Origin of the sequence: Mesorhizobium sp. M1066, assembly GCF_040318635.1 — a bacterium.
GTDB lineage: Bacteria > Pseudomonadota > Alphaproteobacteria > Rhizobiales > Rhizobiaceae > Mesorhizobium.
Map to the genome: position 1 here is coordinate 189,056 of NZ_JAMYMR010000007.1, position 19,511 is coordinate 208,566.

Annotated in this window: 21 protein-coding genes and 2 pseudogenes; 11 read left to right on the forward strand and 12 right to left on the reverse strand. The window is 62.6% G+C overall.

The window, feature by feature from the left end; translation table 11 throughout:
• The first annotated feature begins 5 nt into the window (after positions 1-5).
• From NKH52_RS13220 to NKH52_RS13250, 7 genes and pseudogenes are all read left to right on the forward strand, one after another.
• The gene (locus NKH52_RS13220) at positions 6-392 is read left to right on the forward strand and encodes a DUF983 domain-containing protein (RefSeq protein ID WP_352734541.1); all 387 of its coding nucleotides are present in this window, start codon (positions 6-8) and stop codon (positions 390-392) included.
• The gene (locus tag NKH52_RS13225) at positions 389-1,144 is read left to right on the forward strand and encodes an SURF1 family protein (RefSeq protein ID WP_352734539.1); all 756 of its coding nucleotides are present in this window, start codon (positions 389-391) and stop codon (positions 1,142-1,144) included. Before NKH52_RS13220 ends, NKH52_RS13225 begins: the two co-directional genes overlap by 4 nt.
• 71 nt (positions 1,145-1,215) lie before the next feature.
• Positions 1,216-2,226: a 4-hydroxy-3-methylbut-2-enyl diphosphate reductase gene (gene ispH / locus NKH52_RS13230; RefSeq protein ID WP_352734537.1), complete on the forward strand. Its 1,011-nt coding sequence runs from the start codon at positions 1,216-1,218 to the stop codon at positions 2,224-2,226.
• Positions 2,227-2,231: 5 nt separating this feature from the next.
• Positions 2,232-3,194 (forward strand): homoserine kinase, encoded by a 963-nt coding sequence (locus NKH52_RS13235; RefSeq protein WP_352734535.1) that lies wholly within the window; start codon positions 2,232-2,234, stop codon positions 3,192-3,194.
• Positions 3,195-3,204: 10 nt separating this feature from the next.
• Positions 3,205-3,735, forward strand: a complete 531-nt coding sequence (rnhA, locus tag NKH52_RS13240) for a ribonuclease HI (RefSeq protein ID WP_352734533.1) — start codon at positions 3,205-3,207, stop codon at positions 3,733-3,735.
• Positions 3,736-3,909: 174 nt separating this feature from the next.
• Entirely contained in the window at positions 3,910-4,191 is a 282-nt protein-coding gene (locus NKH52_RS13245) for a ribbon-helix-helix domain-containing protein (protein WP_352734531.1), read from the forward strand.
• A pseudogene (locus NKH52_RS13250) lies at positions 4,181-4,492 on the forward strand (type II toxin-antitoxin system RelE/ParE family toxin). Before NKH52_RS13245 ends, NKH52_RS13250 begins: the two are co-directional and overlap by 11 nt.
• Positions 4,493-4,500: 8 nt before the next feature.
• Here NKH52_RS13250 and NKH52_RS13255 read toward each other — a convergent pair.
• From NKH52_RS13255 to NKH52_RS13265, 3 genes are all read right to left on the reverse strand, one after another.
• A complete protein-coding gene (locus NKH52_RS13255) occupies positions 4,501-4,977 on the reverse strand; it encodes a DUF2938 domain-containing protein (protein WP_352967141.1) in 477 nt (158 codons plus the stop codon).
• Between the two features lie 91 nt (positions 4,978-5,068).
• On the reverse strand, positions 5,069-5,545 hold the full coding sequence (locus NKH52_RS13260; protein WP_023808596.1) for a peroxiredoxin: 477 nt from the start codon (positions 5,543-5,545) through the stop codon (positions 5,069-5,071).
• Between the two features lie 84 nt (positions 5,546-5,629).
• Positions 5,630-6,436, reverse strand: a complete 807-nt coding sequence (locus NKH52_RS13265) for a protein-disulfide reductase DsbD domain-containing protein (protein ID WP_352735958.1) — start codon at positions 6,434-6,436, stop codon at positions 5,630-5,632.
• Positions 6,437-6,606: 170 nt separating this feature from the next.
• Here NKH52_RS13265 and NKH52_RS13270 point away from each other — a divergent pair, with 170 nt between their 5' ends.
• On the forward strand, positions 6,607-7,215 hold the full coding sequence (locus NKH52_RS13270) for a YqgE/AlgH family protein (protein ID WP_023808594.1): 609 nt from the start codon (positions 6,607-6,609) through the stop codon (positions 7,213-7,215).
• 5 nt (positions 7,216-7,220) lie between these two features.
• On the opposite strand, the gene NKH52_RS13275 is transcribed toward NKH52_RS13270, so the two are convergent.
• From NKH52_RS13275 to thrC, 4 genes are read right to left on the reverse strand one after another with little or no spacing between them, the layout of a single operon-like run.
• The gene (locus NKH52_RS13275) at positions 7,221-10,109 is read right to left on the reverse strand and encodes an EAL domain-containing protein (RefSeq protein ID WP_027035929.1); all 2,889 of its coding nucleotides are present in this window, start codon (positions 10,107-10,109) and stop codon (positions 7,221-7,223) included.
• A 3-nt stretch (positions 10,110-10,112) separates the two neighbouring features.
• Positions 10,113-10,709 (reverse strand): GNAT family N-acetyltransferase, encoded by a 597-nt coding sequence (locus NKH52_RS13280; protein ID WP_127412055.1) that lies wholly within the window; start codon positions 10,707-10,709, stop codon positions 10,113-10,115.
• A gap of 15 nt (positions 10,710-10,724) precedes the next feature.
• A complete protein-coding gene (locus NKH52_RS13285; RefSeq protein ID WP_056580991.1) occupies positions 10,725-12,017 on the reverse strand; it encodes a M16 family metallopeptidase in 1,293 nt (430 codons plus the stop codon).
• A gap of 14 nt (positions 12,018-12,031) precedes the next feature.
• Positions 12,032-13,429 carry a threonine synthase gene (gene thrC, locus NKH52_RS13290; protein WP_127395642.1) on the reverse strand — a complete coding sequence of 466 codons (1,398 nt, stop codon included), beginning with the start codon at positions 13,427-13,429 and terminating at the stop codon, positions 12,032-12,034.
• Positions 13,430-13,557: 128 nt separating this feature from the next.
• Here thrC and NKH52_RS13295 point away from each other — a divergent pair, with 128 nt between their 5' ends.
• The gene (locus NKH52_RS13295; protein ID WP_352735956.1) at positions 13,558-14,289 is read left to right on the forward strand and encodes a hypothetical protein; all 732 of its coding nucleotides are present in this window, start codon (positions 13,558-13,560) and stop codon (positions 14,287-14,289) included.
• Positions 14,290-14,314: 25 nt separating this feature from the next.
• Here the strand turns inward: NKH52_RS13295 and NKH52_RS13300 are convergent, their stop codons facing one another.
• The 3 genes and pseudogenes from NKH52_RS13300 to NKH52_RS13310 all read right to left on the reverse strand — a co-directional run.
• A complete protein-coding gene (locus NKH52_RS13300; RefSeq protein WP_352735955.1) occupies positions 14,315-14,605 on the reverse strand; it encodes a type II toxin-antitoxin system RelE/ParE family toxin in 291 nt (96 codons plus the stop codon).
• Positions 14,605-14,841 carry a transcriptional regulator gene (locus tag NKH52_RS13305; protein ID WP_023808587.1) on the reverse strand — a complete coding sequence of 79 codons (237 nt, stop codon included), beginning with the start codon at positions 14,839-14,841 and terminating at the stop codon, positions 14,605-14,607. Before NKH52_RS13305 ends, NKH52_RS13300 begins: the two co-directional genes overlap by 1 nt.
• A gap of 170 nt (positions 14,842-15,011) precedes the next feature.
• Positions 15,012-15,674, reverse strand: a pseudogene (locus NKH52_RS13310) (HAD family hydrolase); the annotation flags it as partial.
• Positions 15,675-15,849: 175 nt separating this feature from the next.
• Between NKH52_RS13310 and NKH52_RS13315 the strand changes: the two are divergent.
• Positions 15,850-16,983 (forward strand): site-specific DNA-methyltransferase, encoded by a 1,134-nt coding sequence (locus NKH52_RS13315; protein WP_352735954.1) that lies wholly within the window; start codon positions 15,850-15,852, stop codon positions 16,981-16,983.
• A 67-nt stretch (positions 16,984-17,050) separates the two neighbouring features.
• Here NKH52_RS13315 and NKH52_RS13320 read toward each other — a convergent pair whose 3' ends face one another.
• Complete coding sequence (locus NKH52_RS13320; protein WP_352735953.1) at positions 17,051-17,662, reverse strand: HAD family hydrolase; 612 nt, start codon at positions 17,660-17,662, stop codon at positions 17,051-17,053.
• The gene (gene mutY, locus NKH52_RS13325; RefSeq protein WP_352735952.1) at positions 17,655-18,836 is read right to left on the reverse strand and encodes an A/G-specific adenine glycosylase; all 1,182 of its coding nucleotides are present in this window, start codon (positions 18,834-18,836) and stop codon (positions 17,655-17,657) included. The genes NKH52_RS13320 and mutY overlap by 8 nt, the downstream gene beginning before the upstream one ends.
• A 53-nt stretch (positions 18,837-18,889) precedes the next feature.
• Here mutY and NKH52_RS13330 point away from each other — a divergent pair, with 53 nt between their 5' ends.
• Positions 18,890-19,390 carry a DUF721 domain-containing protein gene (locus tag NKH52_RS13330; RefSeq protein ID WP_127290824.1) on the forward strand — a complete coding sequence of 167 codons (501 nt, stop codon included), beginning with the start codon at positions 18,890-18,892 and terminating at the stop codon, positions 19,388-19,390.
• Positions 19,391-19,511: the final 121 nt, after the last annotated feature.

Below are 19,511 nucleotides of genomic sequence, written 5' to 3' on the forward strand. Positions count from 1 at the left end.
CTCCCATGAGTGAAGACAGGGCGATCTGGCCGCCGATCGATCCGATCTCGGCCGGCGTGCATGGCCGCTGCCCGCGCTGCGGCGAGGGGCGGTTGTTTGCCGGTTTCCTCACTGTCGGCAAGCGCTGCGGCAATTGCGGCCTCGATTATTCCTACGCCGATGCCGGCGACGGGCCGGCGGTCTTCGTCATCTTGATCATAGGCTTCCTCATTGTCGGCCTGGCGCTCTGGGTTGAAGTCACGCTTAGCCCGCCGCTTTGGCTGCATCTGCTGGTCTGGATTCCGCTGGCTATCGTGCTGTGCCTGGCGGCGCTGAGGCTGATCAAAGGCGTGTTGCTGACGCTGCAATACCGCAACAAGGCGGCCGAAGGCCGGTTGGATCGTGGCGAATGAGCGAGGCATCCGTTAAAGCCGACGGCCGATCGCGGCCTGGGACGGCATTGCTGCTTGGCCTTGGCCTTGTGCTGTTCCTGATCCTGCTGGCGCTTGGTACCTGGCAGGTCCAGCGCCTGTACTGGAAGGAAGGTCTTCTTCAGACCATCGACCGGCGCACCCATTCGGCGCCCTTGCCGTTGGTTGCGGTCGAGAAAGAGTTCGCCGCCACCGGGGATGTCGATTATACGCCGGTTACCGTCACCGGCACGTTCCTGCATCAAGGCGAACGCCATTTCTACGCAACCTGGGAAGGTGACGCCGGCTTCAATGTCTACACGCCGCTGGCGCTCGACGACGGCCGCTTCGTCCTGATCAATCGCGGCTTCGTGCCTTACGATCTGAAGGACGCCGCCAAGCGCGCCAAGGGACAGGTGACTGGCAGAGTGACCGTGACCGGGCTGGCCCGCAACCCGCTGCCGGCGAAGCCGTCGATGATGCTGCCCGACAACGACGTGGCGAAGAACATCTTCTACTGGAAGGACCGCGACGTGATGGCTGCGAGCGCCGGTCTGCCGGCGGGCGCCGCGCTGGTGCCGATTTTCATCGACGCAGACAAGACGCCAAACCCAGGCGGCTTGCCGGTTGGCGGAGTCACCATCATCGACCTCCCGAACAGCCATCTGCAATATGCGATGACTTGGTACGGGCTTGCCGCGGCGCTCGCAGCCGTGCTCATCCTGCGGCTTCGCCGTCCCGCGAAAGACGAATGAACGCGGCTGATGCCCTTGACAGGGCAGGGGTGCGCACCTCATTTCGGCTTTGATCAACCGGCCCGGATTTAATGCTTCAGACAACCACCAAACCACCTCTGACGATCCGGCTCTGCCAGCCGCGCGGTTTCTGCGCCGGTGTCGACCGTGCCATCCAGATCGTCGTGCTGGCGCTGAAGAAATATGGCGCGCCGGTCTATGTCCGCCATGAGATCGTGCACAACCGCTACGTCGTCGAGGGGCTGCAAAGCCTTGGCGCCGTCTTCATCGAGGAACTCTCCGAGATACCGGCCGAACATCGGCAGTCGCCCGTCGTGTTCTCGGCGCATGGCGTGCCGAAATCGGTGCCGGCGGATGCGAAGGCGCGCAATCTCTTCTATCTCGATGCCACCTGCCCGCTGGTGTCGAAGGTCCACAAGCAGGCGATGCGCCATCAGCGGCTCGGCCGTCATGTGCTGTTGATTGGTCACGCCGGACATCCCGAGGTGATCGGCACCATGGGCCAGTTGCCGGACGGAGCGGTGACGCTGATCGAAACCGAAGCCGATGCCGCAAAGCTCTCGCCCGCCGATCCGCAGGCGCTCGGCTTCGTTACCCAGACCACATTGTCGGTCGAGGACACCGCCGGCATCATCCGCGCCTTGCAGGATCGCTTTCCGGCGCTGCAGGCACCGGCGGCGGAATCGATCTGCTATGCCACCACCAACCGCCAGGAAGCCGTCAAGGACACCGCGCCGGGCGCCGATCTCTATCTGATCGTCGGCGCGCCGAATTCCTCCAATTCGCGACGACTTGTCGAAGTCGCGGAGCGTGCAGGCGCCACCATGTCGCTTCTCGTGCAGCGCGCCGCCGAGATTCCGTGGAATGACATCGGCAACATCTCGACGCTCGGCCTGTCGGCCGGCGCGTCGGCGCCCGAAATCATCGTCGACGAGATCATCGACGCGTTCCGGCAGCGCTTCGATGTCACGATCGATTTGGCCGTCACGGCCACGGAAACGGAGGATTTTCCGGTCATGCGGGTATTGCGCGATGTCGAACTGACGCGGGCCGACATGGCCTTCGTCAATGGAGCCGCGTAAGCCACATGGCGGTCTACACCGACGTTGCGGAAGGCGAACTCGGCGCATTCCTGAAGCACTATCCGGTCGGCAATCTCCTGTCCTACAAGGGCATCGCCGAAGGCACCGAGAACTCGAACTTTCTGCTGCACACCTCCAGCGGTTCCTACATCCTGACGCTCTATGAGAAGCGCGTCGAAAAGGCGGATTTGCCGTTTTTCCTGGGGCTGATGGGCCATCTCGCCAACAAGGGCGTGTCCTGCCCGCTGCCGGTGACCGCGCATGACGGCAGCGTCATCGGCACGCTCGCCGGCCGGCCGGCGGTCATCATCACCTTCCTGGAAGGGCTTTCGTTGCGGCGGCCCACAGCAACGCATTGTGCCGAGGTCGGCAAGGCGCTGGCGCAATTGCATCTGGCCGGCGCCGATTTTTCGATGACGCGTCCGAATGCCCTGGCCATCGACGGCTGGCGCAAGCTCTGGGATGCAGCGCGCGATCGCGCAGACGAGGTCGAGCCGGGTCTGGCCGCCGAGGTCGATGCCGACTTCGCCGATTTCGAGCGCAACTGGCCCAAAGACCTGCCGCAAGGCATCATCCATGCCGATCTTTTCCCCGACAACGTTTTCTTCCTCGGCGAAAAACTGTCCGGCCTGATCGATTTCTATTTCGCCTGCGACGACCTCTACGCCTACGATGTCGCCACCTGTCTCAACGCCTGGTGCTTCGAGAAGGATTTTTCCTTCAATCTCACCAAGGGCAAGGCGCTGCTCGCCGGCTACCAGAGCGTCCGGCCCCTGAGCGACCAGGAAAAGGCTGCGCTGCCGATGCTGGCGCGCGGTTCGGCGTTGCGCTTCATGCTGACCCGGCTGTACGACTGGTTGACCGTTCCCGATGGCGGGCTGGTGATGAAACGCGATCCGACCGAATACATCAGAAGGATGCGGTTCCACCGGGCGATCAAATCGTCTTCGGAATATGGATTGGCCTGATATGGGTATCATGAGCAAACAGGTTGAGATCTTCACGGACGGCGCCTGTTCGGGCAATCCCGGCCCCGGCGGCTGGGGCGCGATCCTGCGCTTCAACGGCACCACCAAGGAGCTTTCCGGCGGCGAAGCCGAGACGACCAACAACCGCATGGAACTGTTGGCCGCCATTTCGGCGCTGAACGCGCTGAAGGAACCGTGCACGGTCGACCTTCACACCGACAGCAAGTATGTCATGGACGGTATTTCCAAGTGGATCCACGGCTGGAAGAAGAACGGCTGGAAGACCGCCGACAAGAAGCCTGTGAAGAACGGTGAACTCTGGCAGGCGCTCGACGAGGCAAACAAGCGCCACAAGGTCACCTGGAACTGGGTCAAGGGCCATGACGGCCATGTCGAGAACGAGCGCGCCGACGAACTCGCGCGCGAAGGCATGGCGCCGTTCAAGAAAGGCCCGTTCAAGTCCGCAGCAGCGCCAAAGCCTGCTGCGCCGGCCAAACAACCGGCAATCGCGAAAGTGCGGCGCTCTACTCAGAGCTATTGAATTTCCGGAGCGGCGCGGCTAGGCGCGCATCGCGTTATCAACGGTTGACGGCCGACGACAGGCTGCCTTGACCAGCGCCCAGCGGACGTAAGGCCTTTGGTGGCGTCGCAGTTGCTCCAGAATACGGATGGGAGTAATATTTCCTACCATAGAGCAAATGCGATAAGGAACGGCGTGGCAAACGTAGAAAAAATGAGCGTGGCTGTGACCCCGCAACAAGCAGCTGTGATGCGTGAGGCTGTCGAGGCGGGCGAGTATGCCACCGCAAGCGAGATTGTGCGTGAAGCGGTGCGGGATTGGCTGGCCAAGCGTGAACTTCGGCATGACGATATCCGCCGGCTAAGGCACCTGTGGGATGAAGGCAAGGCAAGTGGGAGGCCGGAGCCTGTGGATTTCGACGCGTTGCGAAAGGAAGCTCGGCGAAGGCTGGCGGAAGCCTCGCGGAATGACAGTTAGGCTGGTCTGGTCACCTGCGGCCAAGGCGGACCTCATCGACGTCTACGTGATGATAGGCAGCGAAAACATATGAGCGGCCGATCGCTATTATGATCAACTAGAAGCGCGGGCCTTGCAGCTGGCAGACCATCCGCGCATGGGTGTTAGGCGACCCGATGTCAGGTCTTCAGTACGGATGCTGGTGGAGGCGCCGTTTGTACTGCTCTACGAAACGATTCCGGACACGGATGATGGCCCTGTTGAGTGGGTTGAAATCGTCCGTGTGGTGGACGGCCGGCGGGATCTGAACCGTCTATTCTAGCGAGCTGTTTATCGGATCAGCAGCGCTGTGCCCCAAAGCCCGAGCGCGAACACCGTGTGCGACACCAGGTTCCGCCCAGGTTTGTGCAGGGGGGGGGGCCGGTCCGTGGCGCCCAAACGGGCGCCCATGCCGGGTGCAAGCAGGAACCAGCCGGCGCCGACGGTGACGATGCCGAGGATGAAGGCCGGCAGGAATGTCGGCGCGGCAAGCCAGCCCGCTCCGGCCAGCACCACCAGGATGATGCCGTAGACGATGCCGACAAAATAGTGAAAGGCCCAGCCCAGCGCCTTTTCATGCGCGTAGGGCGCTGCACCGCCGATATCATCGTGAAAGACCTTGTCGCGGAGATGCCAGACCCAGCGCCCGACCGGTCCCCAGTTCGGCCGTGGCTGCCCGAACGCCTTGTGCAGGAAAATGGCCCAGAGATCCATCGCCACCGTGGCGCCGATGCCGATCGCGATAGCACGCCAGAATATGTCAAACATCGAGGTCCCCCCAAAGGCAATCCCTGGAATACAAGGGCGATCGTCGGGCGGCGGCAACCGTTGCGGTCCAGCCCGACGTTGTCGCTGAAGTTCAGAGCTGCCCCAGAATATGAGCCGCACCGGACTCGTCGACACCGGGCTTGGTCTCGACATTGAGCGCGGTGACCTTGCCGTCGTCGATGATCATTGAGAAGCGCCTCGAGCGCAGGCCCATATCGTTGCTGATGTAATCGAGGCCCACCGCCTTGGCGAAATCGCCACTGCCGTCGGCGAGGAACAGGATCTTGCCCTCGCCGCCGGTGAAGTGCGCCCAGGCGCCCATGACATGGACGTCATTGACCGAAACGACGGCGATGGTGTCGACGCCGCGCGCCAGGATGGCATCGTGGTTCTCGAGATAACCCGGCAAATGGTTGTTGCTGCAGGTAGGTGTGAAGGCGCCGGGAACCCCAAACAGCACGACCTTCTTGCCCGAGAAAATCTCGGCCCCGGTGATCGGCTTGGCGCCATCGGCGGTCATCGTCTTGAAGGTCACGTCAGGCAGCTTGTCGCCAACGGAAATGGTCATGGATTCCTCGCTTGGGAAAATGGGAAGGACGTGTCTTTGCGTAGCGAACTCAACGGCTTCCTGCAATCGTTGCGACAGGCTGGATCAAGGGAAAGGCAGAACCCCTTCGACCGCGCCCGCCGCACTCGTCAGCGTATAGTGAAGCCCGCCATCGGTCGGCGTGGTCGAGGGGCGATCGAGGATCGGCACGGTGAAAATCAGCTTGCCGTCCTTTTCGCTGCGGGCCGGGGTGCCGAACATGTAGTCCCGCTCGCCGGCAACGAAGAGATCCGCCGCCGCCGGATCGCCGGGAAAGCTCGCCTCGACAATCAGCGTCTCGTGGTCGCCCGGCAGCACATTGATGCCGAAATCGGACCTCGCGGGCGCAGGCAGTGCCGTAAAACTCGCCTTCACCAGCGCCGCGTCCTCGGCATTGTCCGGATCGGAGGCGGGGTCGACGGTCAGCCGCGTCTGCACCGGAATGCAGATCGTTTCGCAGATGCCGAGAAAGATGTCGGCATCGATCACCGCCGGCTGGTTCGGCGTCGCCAGCGTGAATGTCACCGGCAGAGAAACCGGATAGTTGTAGCCTGCCCATTTGCCATAGCCGTCGTCATGGCGCTGCGGCGCCGGAAACGACAGAGTGGCGTCGGCGATGTTGGTGCTGGCTGAAATGTCGAGTTGCGGCGGCACGCCCGCGTCGCCCGGATCGCGCCAATATGTCTTCCAGCCAGGCTTGAGCGCAATATCGAGAACGCCTTGGATACGGCCGGCATCGTCGGCTTTGCCTGATGTAACCAGCCGAACCTTGCCGCCTTCACTGTTGTACCACGCCGACGAAGAGGCGGCGGCTGGAAGAGCGGTTGCCGATCCGATGGCGGCGCCGAGCAGCAGGATTTTCAAGCTTCGCATGGCGGTGATTTGATCGTCCGTTCGTGGCCGCGCAATGATTTCATGGCCTTGCCGGTATCATATTTGCGTGACTTCGAGGGAGAAGAATGTTCGAGCCGCCGCAACAGGCTTTGGTCGAATCCAGCACGGCGCATCTTTTCGGCGCTTTGGAAACGCGTTACGCTCCCTTTATGGACTTGTTGCGCCACAAGAAGACGGTCGCCAGTCGCGGCTTTCTCGACGATCAGTTCCTGATTGCCATGCCCGGCATGAAGGACGACCGTTTCACGCGCTCGGTCATCTATGTCTGCGCACATTCCGATGAAGGCGCCATGGGCCTGATCATCAACCAGACGCAGCAGATGCTGTTTCCGGACCTGCTCGTGCAACTGGGCATCATGAACGAGCAGGAGGCGATCCGCTTGCCGGCGCAGGCGCGCGACTTCGTCGTGCGCAATGGCGGGCCCGTGGATCGCAGCCGGGGCTTCGTCCTGCATTCGGGAGATTATCGGGTGGAATCGTCGCTGACCGTTTCCGACGACATCTGCCTGACCGCGACCGTCGACATATTGCGCGCCATTTCGTCCGGCCGCGGGCCTCGTCATGCGCTGATGGCGCTCGGCTATTCCGGCTGGGGCGCCGGCCAACTGGAGACCGAGATTGCCGAAAATGGCTGGCTGACCTGCCCGGCCAATGCCGAGCTTCTGTTCGACACCGATATCGAGCGCAAATACGACCGGATCCTCGCCTCGATTGGTATCGACCTTGCGCATCTCAGCCTCGCTGCCGGGCACGCCTGATCCGCTTACGCTTGCGTCAGCGGATACTGCTCCTTTAGCGTCTTCAGCACCTGGTCGCCCGGCATTGGTGCGCCGAACATGAAGCTCTGGACATATTCGCAGCCCATCTGGCGCAGTTCCAGCGCGTCGCTCTCGTCCGAAATGCCCTCGGCGACGACGGACAGGCCGAGTTCATGCGCCATGTTGACCATCGATTTCAGCAGCACCGCGCGCTTGGGCGTGTTGTCGTCAACGAAGCTCTTGTCGATCTTGATGGTGTCGAAGGGAAAACGCGTCAGATAGGCCAATGAGGAATAGCCGGTGCCGAAATCATCCAGCGACAGGCCGATGCCGAGCTGCTTCAGCTTGGTCAGCACATGGGCGGTCTGCTCGGGATTGTCCATGACAAGCGATTCGGTGAGCTCCAGCCGGAAGCAGCGCGGCTTCAGATTGGCCCGAGCGATGACCGAGCGGACGTCGCTGACCAGGTCGCGGCGGATCAGCTGGCGGCTGGACAAATTGACCGAGACCGACAGCGGCGCGTCGCCGATCTGCTTTTGCCAGCTGGCGAGGTCTTCCGCCGCCTGCTGCATGGCAAACAGGCCGAGCTGCACGATCAGCCCGCAGCTTTCGGCGACCGGGATGAAATCCGCCGGCGGGATCATGCCGCGGCGCGGGTGGTCCCAGCGCAGCAGCGCTTCGAAGCCGGCGACGCTGCCATCCTCAAGCCGCACGATCGGCTGGTAGGCAAGCGTGAATTCGCGTCGCTCGATGGCGCGGCGCAGGTCGGATTCGAACTGCAGCCTGTCGGTGCCGACAGTGCGGAAAGCCGGACGGAACGGCTCGATCCTGTCGCCGCCGAAGCGCTTGGCCTGGTGCATGGCAAGCTCGGCATCCTTGACCATGTCCTCGGCCGACATCTGCGGCGAATTCCAGGTGATCAGCCCGATCGACGCGGTCAGCACGATCTCGCGCTTGGCAAAGGTGATCGGGTTGTTGATGGCATGCTTGATTGCATCAGCGACCGCAGCGATGCGGGCCGGATCCTGTTCGGACAATAGCATCAGAGCGAACTGATCGCCGGCAAAGCGCGACAGCGAATCCTTCGGCTTGAGCAGCCGGTGCAGCCGGCGTGCGATGGTCAGCAAAATGGTGTCGCCGGCCGAGATGCCGAGCCCGTCATTGACCTGCTTGAAACGGTCGATGTCGATTACGAAGACGGTTGGCCGCACCTTTTCTTCGGTGCGCGCGATCGAGATAATCGCTTCCAGCCGATTCATCAAAAGTTCGCGGTTCGGCAGACCGGTCAGATTGTCGTGCACGGCGTCGTGCAGCAGCCTTTCCTCGGACTTTTTCTGCTCGGTCACGTCGACCATGGTACCGACGCAGCGGATGACCTCGCCGTCGGATCCGATGACAGGGCGCGCGCGCAGCGAAAACCAGTGGTAGTGGCCGTCGGCGCCGCGCAGTCGGAAGTTCTGCGATACCCGGCCGCGACGGTGTTCGAGCACGACGTCGAGCGTGGTGCGGAACGTGTCGCGGTCGTCGGCATGCAGCACCGGGAGCCAGTTGCGGGCCGCGCCGCCAAGGCTGTTCGGCGCCAGTCCGAGCTGGATGCTGACGTCGGGCTTGGTGACGACGCGGTCGCGCAGCACGTCCCAATCCCATACCGTGTCGCCCGAACCGGCCACCGCCAGCGCCTGCCGCTCGAGGTCGGAGAACAGGCCCTGATGCAGCGCGCCGCCGGCAAAAGCATGCTGCATGACGGTGAAGCCGATCAGAAGGATGATCAGGATCAGCCCGCCGCCCAGGGCCGGCTGGGCGATATCGTTGTCGAGCATGCCGGTGATCGCCATCCACGATCCGCATAGCCACAACAGCACCATGACCCAACTGGGCACCAGCATGATGGCGCGGTCGTAGCCGCGTATGCCGAGGAAGATGATCAGGCCAAGCCCGGTCAGCGCGGTGGCGGCGAAGGACAGCCTTGCGATGCCGGCGGCGACCGCCGGATCGATGATGGCGACGCCGGCGATCAGCACCAGCCCGAGTATCCAGACCAGCGCGCCATAGCTGAAATGGCCGTGCCATCGGTTGAGGTTGAGATAGGCGAACAGGAACACCACGAAGGTTCCCGCGAGCGCCACTTCGGTCCCCGCTCGCCACATCTGCTCGTTGCCGGGCGATATCTCGATGATCTTGTTGAGGAAGCCGAAATCGACGCAGATATAGGCCAGCACCGCCCAGGCAAGGGCTGCGGTCGCGGGGAACATCGAGGTTCCCTTGACCACGAAAAGGATGGTCAAAAACAGCGCCAGCAAGCCTGCGATGCCGATGACGATGCCGCGAAACAGCGTGTATGAATTGACCGAGTCCTTGTAGGATTCGGGATCCCAGAGGTAGACCTGCGGCAGCTTCGGCGAGGCCAGTTCGGCAATGAAGGTGATCACCGTGCCGGGATTCAGCGTCACCCGGAAAACGTCGGCATCGGGGCTGGTCTGGCGGTCGAGCGCGAAGCCCTCGCTGGGCGTGATGGCCGCGATGCGGGTCGAGCCGAGATCCGGCCAGAAGATGCCGGAATTCACCAGGCGGAAATGCGGTGCGACGATCAGCCGGTCGAGCTGCTGGTCGGTGGTGTTGGCGAGCGCGAAAACAGCCCAGTCGCCGGTCGAACGCGCATCATTGGCCTCGACCTCGATGCGCCGCACGATACCGTCCGGACCCGGCGCGGTCGACACCTGGAAATTCTCGCCCTGGTTCCGGTAGATCTCGACGGCGCCGGAAAGGTCGAGCGCGACGTCGTCGCGGGCGATCTTGATCGGCTCCACGGCGAAGGCCGACGATGCTGCCCACAGCGTCAGGAGTGTCGCGAGGACAAAGGCGAACAGCGACCCGTTTCGCAGGAAATTCGTCAAAAATCAGTCCTTCGTTCCAACGCCCGGCGGATCGTCCGCGATCCGGGCGTAGAGGTAATGGTCCTGCCAGATGCCGTTGATCCTGAGATAGGATCGCAGCAGTCCTTCGCGCCGAAATCCGGCTTTTTCAAGCACGCGGATCGACCTGATGTTGTCGGGGATACAGGCCGCTTCGATCCGGTGCAACCTCAGCGTATCGAAGGCGAAGCGGGCCACCACCTTGACCGCGTCGGTCATCAGGCCGCGGCCGCCGAAGCGCTCGCCGATCCAGTAGCCGACATGGCCGCTTTGCGAGACGCCATGGCGTATGTTGCCGAGCGTGATGCCGCCGGCCAGCTTGCCACTGCTCCTCTCGAAGATGAAGAAGGCGATAGCGGTTCCCTGAGCATAATCCTCGCGGTAGCGGCTGATGCGCAGCCGCCAAGCGTTGCGGTCGAGTTCATCGGGGGTCCAGCGTGGTTCCCATGGTTCGAGGAAGGCGCGGCTTTCGCCGCGCACTGCCGCCCACTCGCGATAGTCATTGGTGAACGGCACGCGCAGCGTGACGCGGTCGCCTTTCAGTGCCGGCAGGTCACGGCGAAAGAAAGGGAGCGCGAACATGGCGCTTTGAGGGGCTTAGACGGCGAGCTTGCGGGCCGTGGTCTGCGTGCCCGCGAGCGATTCGAGGATCGCCTCGTAGGGCGCCAGCGTACCCACAGGCCCGACAGCGGTGAGCGTCGGCTTGGTCGAGAACAACCGCGACGACAGATCGGTCAGCCGCTCGATCGTCAGCGCCGACAGCCGTTCCATCAGTTCCTCCTTGGCGATCGGCCGGCCGAACAGAAGCAGTTGCCGTGCGATCTGCGAAGCGCGGCTGGCCGGGCTTTCGGCGGACATGATCAGTCCGGCGCGATATTGGGCGCGCGCCCGGTCGAGTTCTTCCTGCAGGATCTTCTCGCCGGCCTTCTGCAGTTCGTCGATGATGACAGGCACCAGTTCGGCGATGTCGCTTTGGCCGGTCGCGGCATGGACGCCGAAGACGCCGGTGTCGGAAAAGCCCCAATGGAAGGCATAGACCGAATAACACAGGCCGCGCTTCTCGCGGACCTCCTGGAACAGGCGCGACGACATGCCGCCGCCGAGGATCATCGACAGCACCTGCGAGGCATAGAAGTCGCGCACATGATAGGCACGACCCTCGAACCCCAGCACGATCTGCGCGTCCATCAGGTCGCGGTCTTCGCGGAAATCGCCGCCGACATATTGCGCATATTGCGGGATGGTGCTGTCGGCCTTGCTGCGGAAGCCGCCGAGTTGCTTTTCGACCTCGCGCACGAAATTGTCATGCTTGATGTCGCCGGCGGCGACAATCACCATGCGCTCGGCGCCGTATTGCCGCTCGATGAAGTCGTGGAGTTGCTTGGAGGTGAAGGATTTGACCGTTTCGGGCGTGCCGAGAATGGAGCGCCCAATCGTCTGATGGCGATAGGCGGTTTCCGTGAAACGGTCGAAGACGATGTCGTCGGGGGTGTCGTGCGCGGCGCCGATCTCCTGCAGGATCACATGCTGTTCGCGTTCGAGTTCCTGCGGGTCGAACTCGGACTCCTGCAGGATGTCGGCAAGAATGTCGACGGCCAGCGGCACGTCGTCGGAGAGCACCCTGGCATAGTAGGAGGTGGTCTCGACGCTGGTGGCGGCATTGATCTCGCCGCCGACGTCCTCGATCTCCGAGGCGATTTCGAAGGCGCTCCGCCTTTTCGTGCCCTTGAACGCCATGTGCTCGAGCAGATGGGCCATGCCATGCTCGTCGTCACGTTCATTGCGGGCACCCGACTTGACCCAGGCACCAAGGGCAACCGATTCGATGCTTTGAAGGGTTTCGGTGGCGACTGTCAGGCCGTTCGACAGACGGCTTACCTCAACACCCATATGGCTACTACTCCCTAACGCGCCGCCCGCGCGCGGCGGCCGACGTAATCTTCCACCATTTTCAGGTCGGATGGAAGTACCGTGTATTTTTCCTCCGATGTCATCAACCCACCTAGCCATGCGGGCAGTGCGGGCGACACGCCGCTGGCGGCTTCGACGGCGGCCGGGAATTTTGCCGGGTGCGCGGTACCCAGCACCACCATCGGCACGGCGCCTGACGCCTTGCCCGCAGCGACATGCACGGCTGCCGCGGTGTGCGGATCAAGCAGATAGTTGCTGGCCGCGAGCGTCGAGCGGATGGTGGCCGCGACCTCGTCCATATCAGCGCGGCCGGCGTCGAATTCGGACCGCATCCCGGCGATTTGCTGAGGTTCGATGGTGAAAGCGCCGGACTGCTTCAGGCCGTCCATATAGCGCCGCACGGTCGCCGCGTCACGGCCGGAGGCCTCGAACAGCAGGCGTTCGAAATTCGACGACACCTGGATATCCATCGACGGCGACGTGGTCGCAAAGACGCCCTTGGTGCGGTATTCGCCGGTCGAAAAGGTGCGCGCCAGAATGTCGTTGTCATTGGTGGCGATGACCAGCCGCTCGATCGGCAGTCCCATCTTCTTGGCAGCGTAGCCGGCGAAGATATCGCCGAAATTGCCGGTCGGCACGGTGAAGGAGACCGGCCTGTCCGGTGCGCCGAGCGACAGTGCCGAGGAGAAATAATAGACGATCTGGGCCATGATGCGGGCCCAATTGATCGAATTGACGCCCGAAAGCGCAACCCGGTCGCGAAAGCCGTGATCGTTGAACATGTCCTTGAGCAGGCCCTGGCAATCGTCAAAATTGCCTTCGATCGCCAACGCATGGACGTTTGCAGCCGTCGACGTCGTCATTTGCCGCTGCTGCACCGGCGAGACGCGGCCATGCGGGAAAAGGATGAAGATGTCGGTCCGGCTGCGACCGGCAAAGGCATCGATGGCCGCCCCGCCGGTATCGCCCGAGGTCGCCCCGACGATGGTGGCGTGCTGATCGCGTTCGGTAAGCACATGGTCCATCAGCCGGGCCAGAAGCTGCATCGCCACGTCCTTGAAGGCGAGCGTCGGCCCGTGGAAGAGTTCCAGGATGAAGGTGTTGGGGCCGGTCTGCACCAGCGGGCAAACGGCCTCGTGGCGGAAGGTGGCATAGGCTTCGCGCACCAGCCGCTCGAAAACGGGGGCCGGGATTTCGTCGCCAAGGAACGGCGACAGCACGCGGATGGCAAGGTCGGGATAGGCAAGGCCGCGCATGGCGCGGATCTCGGCGGCGGAAAACTGTGGCCACTCGCGCGGCACGTAGAGCCCGCCGTCGCGCGCCAGCCCGGCCAGCACGGCGTCGGAAAATCCAAGAACGGGGGCTTCCCCGCGGGTACTCACATAGTGCATGTCACAATTCCGTTACTGCTTGGCTCTTCCATCCACCGCAAGGTGGTTAATTTCTGCGCTGGCTCAGTCGCATTTTTGCCGCGCGGTTGATATACGTCACCAGCTTTGCGAGAGGGAAGTGCAGTTTCATGGCGTTTCGTACATTCAGTGGTCGCTTTTTGGCGGGTCTTGCGCTCACCGGCTTTATGCTTGCCGCCGCCGGCTGCCAATCGGGCGACAATGGCATCCTGAACCTCGGCATAGGCAAGAAGGAGGACCCGACGGCGCCACCGCCGCCCCAGGATCCCAAGATACTGGCCAGCCAGTTGCAGGCCTATTGCCCTCGGGTGATGGTGCGCGACGGCACGGCTTTCTTCAACACCTATTCCAAGGAAGCTCAGAAGCCCAAGCCCAGGATCAAGAAGACCGGCGACGCCGCGCAGGATGCCGCGGCCCAGGCCGAGGCTGACGCCGCTGCTGCAACTCCGCCCGACGAATCGGCCAACATCATCTACCAGGCATCGGTCAGCGATGTGACACGCGACTGCAGCCGTGCCAACGGCCAGTTGACGATGAAGATCGCGGTCGCCGGCAAGATTGTCCCCGGACCGAAGTTTTCTCCAGGCACCATCACCATGCCCATCCGCACGGCTGTGATGCATGGCACCGAGGTCCTCTATTCGCAGATCCACCAGTATCAGGTCCAGGTCACCGATCCTTCGGTCGCCACGCAGTTCGTCTTCACCGATTCCAATATTGTCGTGCCCGAGCCGACGGCGCAGGACTATCAGGCCTTTGCCGGCTATGACGAAACCGCGCATCAGGCAACGGCCGACAAGCCGAAGAAGACCCGCCGCAAGAGGGCTGCCGCGACGAACTAGGCGGCGAACACAAGACATTGGCGGGCTATGTGTGGCCCTCCGGCCATTCTCTGGCCCCATGAACAATGGCGATGATTTCAACGTCGCTGCCGCGCACCCGGTAAACAACGATGTAGGGTGTCCGCGCTATCACAAGCTCGCGGGTTCCGCCCGCTCGCCCCTGGCGTCCGATCATGGGATTTGACGCCAAGAGTTCGTCGGTGCGGCCAATTATATCGGCTGTTAGCCGATACGCCGCAACGGGACTGTCCTGCGCTACAAAATCCTGAATCTGGTCGAGGTCATCGAGAGCCGCGCCCGTCCATGAAACCTGCATCAGGTGGGGCGGTACTTGTTCAACACCCGCTCGATATCGGCACGGCTGGCAAATTCACCACGGTCGGCCGCTTCAATTCCTGCGTTCACCTTGTCTAAAAACCGCTCCTGCCACTCAAGGGAGTGGCCGTTCTCAAGCGCATCCGCAACGACTTCCGACGCGGACAGGCTGGACCGCGCCGCGATAGCATCGATGCGGGCCTGTAGCTCTGGCGTGATTTCAAGCTCGATCGTCATGACGCAATCATCGCATAGCCATCAGGGTTTTGAAATGAAAAACCAGCTCCCAAAATTGCAGTATCGCCTCCTACCACTCTGAAGCACGAGAACGGTAGACTGACCGGGCGAGAAAAGTCCCGCCGGGGGGGGCTATTTAATAGCCCCCCGGCGGCCGGCCCCACCCGCCGCGCCGCGGTGACGCGTTTGAAAAAAGCCCCCCGGCGGGTGCCCCGTTTGGCGCCGGCCCAGGGGGGCGCGGGGGCATGGCCGGGATAGCTGTGGGCGGCTCCGGTGAAGCCGATCACCCGCATGCCCGCCGTCCTTGCGCCGTGAACGCCGTGCACGGAATCCTCGATAACGAAAGTGTTCGCCGGGTTGGCGCTGAGTTTCTCCGCCGCGAACAGGAACACGTCCGGCGCCGGTTTCGTTTTCCCGGTCGGTGTTTCCATCGCCGAAAAAATCCGGTCGGTGAAAAACGGCAGAAGATGCACCTTTTCCAGCATGAATTCGATCCGCTCGGAGCGTGAATTCGAGCAGACGCAGCGCGGCACGCTTACCGCGGCAACGGCCTCGCGCACGCCATCGATGGCGCGGACGTCGCTGCGCAGTTTGCGGTCGACCAATTGTTCCTCCCTGTCGATCAGAGAGGCCTGGAAGGGGATGCGGGACTTTTCCTCGACCCGCAGCATGATGTCCTTGAAGGTCAGGCCGGCATAGCTCTCCGAAATCTCCTCAGCCGATATCTCGTATCCGGCCAAGGTCAAAAGCTCGGCGTCGACGCGGGCGGCGATGATCTCGGAATCGACGAGCACGCCGTCGCAATCGAAGATGACAAGGTCTGGCTGGGGCATGGTGATCCGGACAATGGGAGGGCGAAGTGGCCTTGGAAGGCTCAGGCGGCGCGGCATACACCAACAGGGCCGCGTTCGCAAATTCGCCACCCGTCCCTTTGGCCTTCACGGAATATTTACGCTGATCGGTAACCATAACCAGGAGTAAACAGTAACGCGTGCCCTGGGTGTCAGAATGTCTGCCGTGCGTCTTCTCGACGAGCTATCCCACGCCCCCCAGCAATCCGAATGGCTGGACACGATCCTCAAGGGCGACTGCGTCGCCGCGCTCGACCGGCTGCCCGAAAAGTCGATCGACGTCATCTTCGCCGATCCGCCCTACAATCTGCAGCTCGACGGCGACCTGCACCGCCCCGATCAGTCGAAGGTCGACGCCGTCGACGACGACTGGGACCAGTTCGAGAGTTTCGAGGCCTATGACGCTTTCACGCGTGCCTGGCTGCTGGCGGCGCGCCGGGTGCTGAAGCCCAACGGCACCATCTGGGTCATCGGCTCCTATCACAACATCTTCCGGGTCGGCGCCAAGATGCAGGATCTCGGCTTCTGGATCCTCAACGACGTGATCTGGCGCAAGACCAACCCGATGCCGAATTTCCGTGGCCGCCGCTTCCAGAACGCGCATGAGACGATGATCTGGGCTACGCGCGACCAGAAGGGCAAGGGCTATACCTTCAACTACGAAGCCATGAAGGCGTCCAACGACGATATCCAGATGCGCTCCGACTGGCTGTTTCCGATCTGCACCGGCGGCGAGCGGCTGAAGAACGACAATGGCGACAAGCTGCATCCGACGCAAAAGCCGGAAGCGCTGCTTGCCCGCATCATGATGGCCTCGACAAAACCGGGCGACATCGTGCTCGATCCCTTCTTCGGCTCCGGCACCACGGGCGCGGTGGCCAAGCGTCTCGGCCGCCATTTCGTCGGCATCGAACGCGAGCAGGCCTATATCGACGCCGCCAACGAGCGCATCGACGCGGTGCGGCCACTGGATGGCGCCGATCTCACCGTGCTGACCGGCAAGCGCGCCGAGCCGCGCGTTGCTTTCGTCAGCCTGATCGACACCGGCCTGATGATGCCGGGTGCGACGCTCTACGACGCCAAGAAGCGCTGGGCCGCCAAGGTGCGCGCCGACGGTACTGTGGCGATCGGCGACAGCGCCGGTTCGATCCACAAGATCGGCGCCGAAGTCCAGGGGCTCGATGCCTGCAACGGCTGGACCTTCTGGCATTATGAGCGCAGCGGTGGCCTGACCCCTATCGACGAGCTTCGCCGCATCGCGCGGCTCGGCATGGAGCGGGCAGGGGCCTGAACCCCTGCCAATTGGCTTCTAATTTCGCTGATTCAAAGTCTCAGCGGATCGCTCGAAGCGATTCAAATCACGCCTTGATTCCGAGACGCTCAAGGTCTGCTTGAAGCGTCTTCGCATCGGTGAACAGCACCGATTGCCAGCCGGCCGCCTTGGCGCCGTCGACATTCTTCTGGCTGTCGTCGATGAACAGCGTCGCGGCCGGTTCGAGGTCGAAGGCAGCGATGTGATGATCGTAAATGCCGCGATCCGGCTTGATCATGCCGATCTCGCCCGAGATGGTGACGCCGCGCGGACGATTGAGAAAATCGAAGCGCTCGCGGGCTTCGGCCAGCGTGTCGCTGGCGAAGTTGGTCAGCATGGTCACGTCGTGGCCGCTCTCGATCAGGCCGACCATGATGGCGACGCTGTCGTCATAAGCATGCGGCACCATCTCGTGCCAATGGCGGCGGAAACCGCGGATGTTTTCCGCGTGATCGGGATGGTCCGCGATCAGCAGCGCCTCGGCCTCTTCCCAGGTGCGGCCGCGATCCTGCTCGATGTTCCAATCATGCGTGCAGACATTGTCGAAAAACCACTTTCTCTCTTCGGCATCCGGAATGAGGCGGCTGAACGGAATGTTGGGATCGTAGTGGATCAGCACTCTGCCGATGTCGAAAACGATGTGGCGTATTTCAGTCATGGGGCCTCTTTGCACTGTGTGGCGACGGCTTTTTCGTCGCGCCGGGTATCGCAGCCTCGATTGCCTTTTTCATGACAGTCGGCAGCGCCTCGCCGGAAATCTCGTGAGCGAGCGACCAGAAATGCCCGTCTGGCGCATCACCTTTGATGTGAGCGTGAAAGACTTCGAGTTCGAGAGCGAAATGCGTGAAGACATGCGCAATGCGGCCCGCATGCCGCCAGTCGGCGGGAAAGGGCGCGGCCGCTTCCGTGGTTGCCCCATCGATCCGCGCGGTCCAGCCCGTCGTCGGCACCTCGGTCATGCCGCCGAGCAAACCCTTCTCTGCCCGTTTGCGCAGAAGGATGGCGCCGTCGGCCCGCACGGCGACAAAGGCCGCGCCGTGCCGCTGCGGCTTGTCGGCCTTGGGCAGGCGCACCGGGAAGTGCTCGGGATCGCCTGAAACGACCGCGCTGCAGTCTTCGCGCAGCGGGCACAGCATGCAGCGCGGCCGGCGTGGCGTGCAGATGGTGGCGCCGAGATCCATCATCGCTTGGGCGAAGTCGCCAGGCCTTGTCCCGGGCACCATGCGCTCGACATGGGCACGGATCTCGGGCTTGGCTTCGCTGAGCGGGGTTGCGATCGAAAACAGCCGGGAGATGACACGTTCGACATTGCCGTCGACAACGGCGGCGGGGCGATCGAAGGCAATCGCCGTGATGGCCGCCGACGTATAGGCGCCGATGCCGGGCAGTTCTCTCAAACCCGTCTCCGTGTCGGGAAACCGGCCGCCACGCGCGGCCACAAGATCGGCACAGGCCTTGAGATTGCGGGCGCGGGAGTAGTAGCCGAGCCCGGCCCAGGCCTTCATCACGTCCTCGGTGGGCGCCGCGGCCAGCGCTTCGACATCGGGCCATTTCTCGACGAATACCTGGAAATAAGCCTTCACCGCTTCGACGGTGGTCTGCTGCAGCATGACCTCGGAGAGCCAGATGCGGTAGGGATCAGGCCGCACCCCGCGCGCATGCTCAATTGGTGTGATGCGCCACGGCAATTCACGGTGATGCACATCGTACCAGCTGAGCAGGCGGGATGCGATATCGTCGCTGACACCGGATGCAGCTGTGCTGCTATCTCCGGATGTGGCTTTGCCACTATCCCAGGATGCGGTCTTGCGGGTCTGGTCTGCTGATGCCATTGATCTTGTGTTGGCCTGGCCGGTATCTGCTGGGTCGTCGCTGGAGGACGTACATGGCAGGGAGAACGCCCTACGGCAATCCCGTCCCGGTCAGCGATCTCGCGACCAGGATCCTCGATCCGGTGCTGCGCAAGCGGGCCGGCATTTCGATCGGCCTCGTCCAGTCATGGGACGAGATCGCCGGCCCGCGGCTGGCCAGCCATTCGCGCCCCGAAAAAATCCAGTGGCCGCGCCGTATGCATGAGGACGATCCGTTCGAGCCGGCCGTGCTGGTCATTGCCTGCGAAGGCATGGCGGCACTTCATCTGCAGCACGAGACGGGCGAGATCATCAACCGGGTCAACGCCTTCCTCGGCTTCACCGCCATCAACCGCATCAGGATCCTGCAGAAGCCGGTGACAGCCGACAAAGGAAAGCGCAAACCGGCCCTGAGGCCGCTGACGGCGGCTGAGAAGACGAAATTGTCGGGAACTGTCGGCCTAGTCGATAATGATGAACTGCGCGCCTCGCTGGAGAAACTTGGCGCGACCATTATTGGGGAGAGAAAATCATAGGCGTCTTGAAGAAAGTCATGGATTCGTCGTCAATATCTCGCATTCGTGATCGCCCTTGTCAGGTTTCGCGATTGGATTGGGGATCGAGATGCCTTAATTCGCGCCAACTCTCGCCTTTTCG

Coding starts and splice junctions, on each gene's coding strand:
- NKH52_RS13265 (WP_352735958.1), bottom strand. CDS start 6,436: ATGCGAAGCTTGAAAATCCTGCTGCTCGGCGCCGCCATCGGATCGGCA.
- NKH52_RS13320 (WP_352735953.1), bottom strand. CDS start 17,662: ATGACTGAAATACGCCACATCGTTTTCGACATCGGCAGAGTGCTGATC.
- NKH52_RS13235 (WP_352734535.1), top strand. CDS start 2,232: ATGGCGGTCTACACCGACGTTGCGGAAGGCGAACTCGGCGCATTCCTG.
- NKH52_RS13280 (WP_127412055.1), bottom strand. CDS start 10,709: ATGTTCGCGCTCCCTTTCTTTCGCCGTGACCTGCCGGCACTGAAAGGC.
- NKH52_RS13300 (WP_352735955.1), bottom strand. CDS start 14,605: ATGCAGGTTTCATGGACGGGCGCGGCTCTCGATGACCTCGACCAGATT.
- NKH52_RS13315 (WP_352735954.1), top strand. CDS start 15,850: ATGTCTGCCGTGCGTCTTCTCGACGAGCTATCCCACGCCCCCCAGCAA.
- NKH52_RS13305 (WP_023808587.1), bottom strand. CDS start 14,841: ATGACGATCGAGCTTGAAATCACGCCAGAGCTACAGGCCCGCATCGAT.
- NKH52_RS13270 (WP_023808594.1), top strand. CDS start 6,607: ATGGACTTGTTGCGCCACAAGAAGACGGTCGCCAGTCGCGGCTTTCTC.
- NKH52_RS13225 (WP_352734539.1), top strand. CDS start 389: ATGAGCGAGGCATCCGTTAAAGCCGACGGCCGATCGCGGCCTGGGACG.
- mutY (WP_352735952.1), bottom strand. CDS start 18,836: ATGGCATCAGCAGACCAGACCCGCAAGACCGCATCCTGGGATAGTGGC.
- ispH (WP_352734537.1), top strand. CDS start 1,216: ATGCTTCAGACAACCACCAAACCACCTCTGACGATCCGGCTCTGCCAG.
- NKH52_RS13330 (WP_127290824.1), top strand. CDS start 18,890: ATGGCAGGGAGAACGCCCTACGGCAATCCCGTCCCGGTCAGCGATCTC.
- NKH52_RS13260 (WP_023808596.1), bottom strand. CDS start 5,545: ATGACCATTTCCGTTGGCGACAAGCTGCCTGACGTGACCTTCAAGACG.
- thrC (WP_127395642.1), bottom strand. CDS start 13,429: ATGCACTATGTGAGTACCCGCGGGGAAGCCCCCGTTCTTGGATTTTCC.
- NKH52_RS13285 (WP_056580991.1), bottom strand. CDS start 12,017: ATGGGTGTTGAGGTAAGCCGTCTGTCGAACGGCCTGACAGTCGCCACC.
- NKH52_RS13295 (WP_352735956.1), top strand. CDS start 13,558: ATGGCGTTTCGTACATTCAGTGGTCGCTTTTTGGCGGGTCTTGCGCTC.
- NKH52_RS13255 (WP_352967141.1), bottom strand. CDS start 4,977: ATGTTTGACATATTCTGGCGTGCTATCGCGATCGGCATCGGCGCCACG.
- rnhA (WP_352734533.1), top strand. CDS start 3,205: ATGAGCAAACAGGTTGAGATCTTCACGGACGGCGCCTGTTCGGGCAAT.
- NKH52_RS13220 (WP_352734541.1), top strand. CDS start 6: ATGAGTGAAGACAGGGCGATCTGGCCGCCGATCGATCCGATCTCGGCC.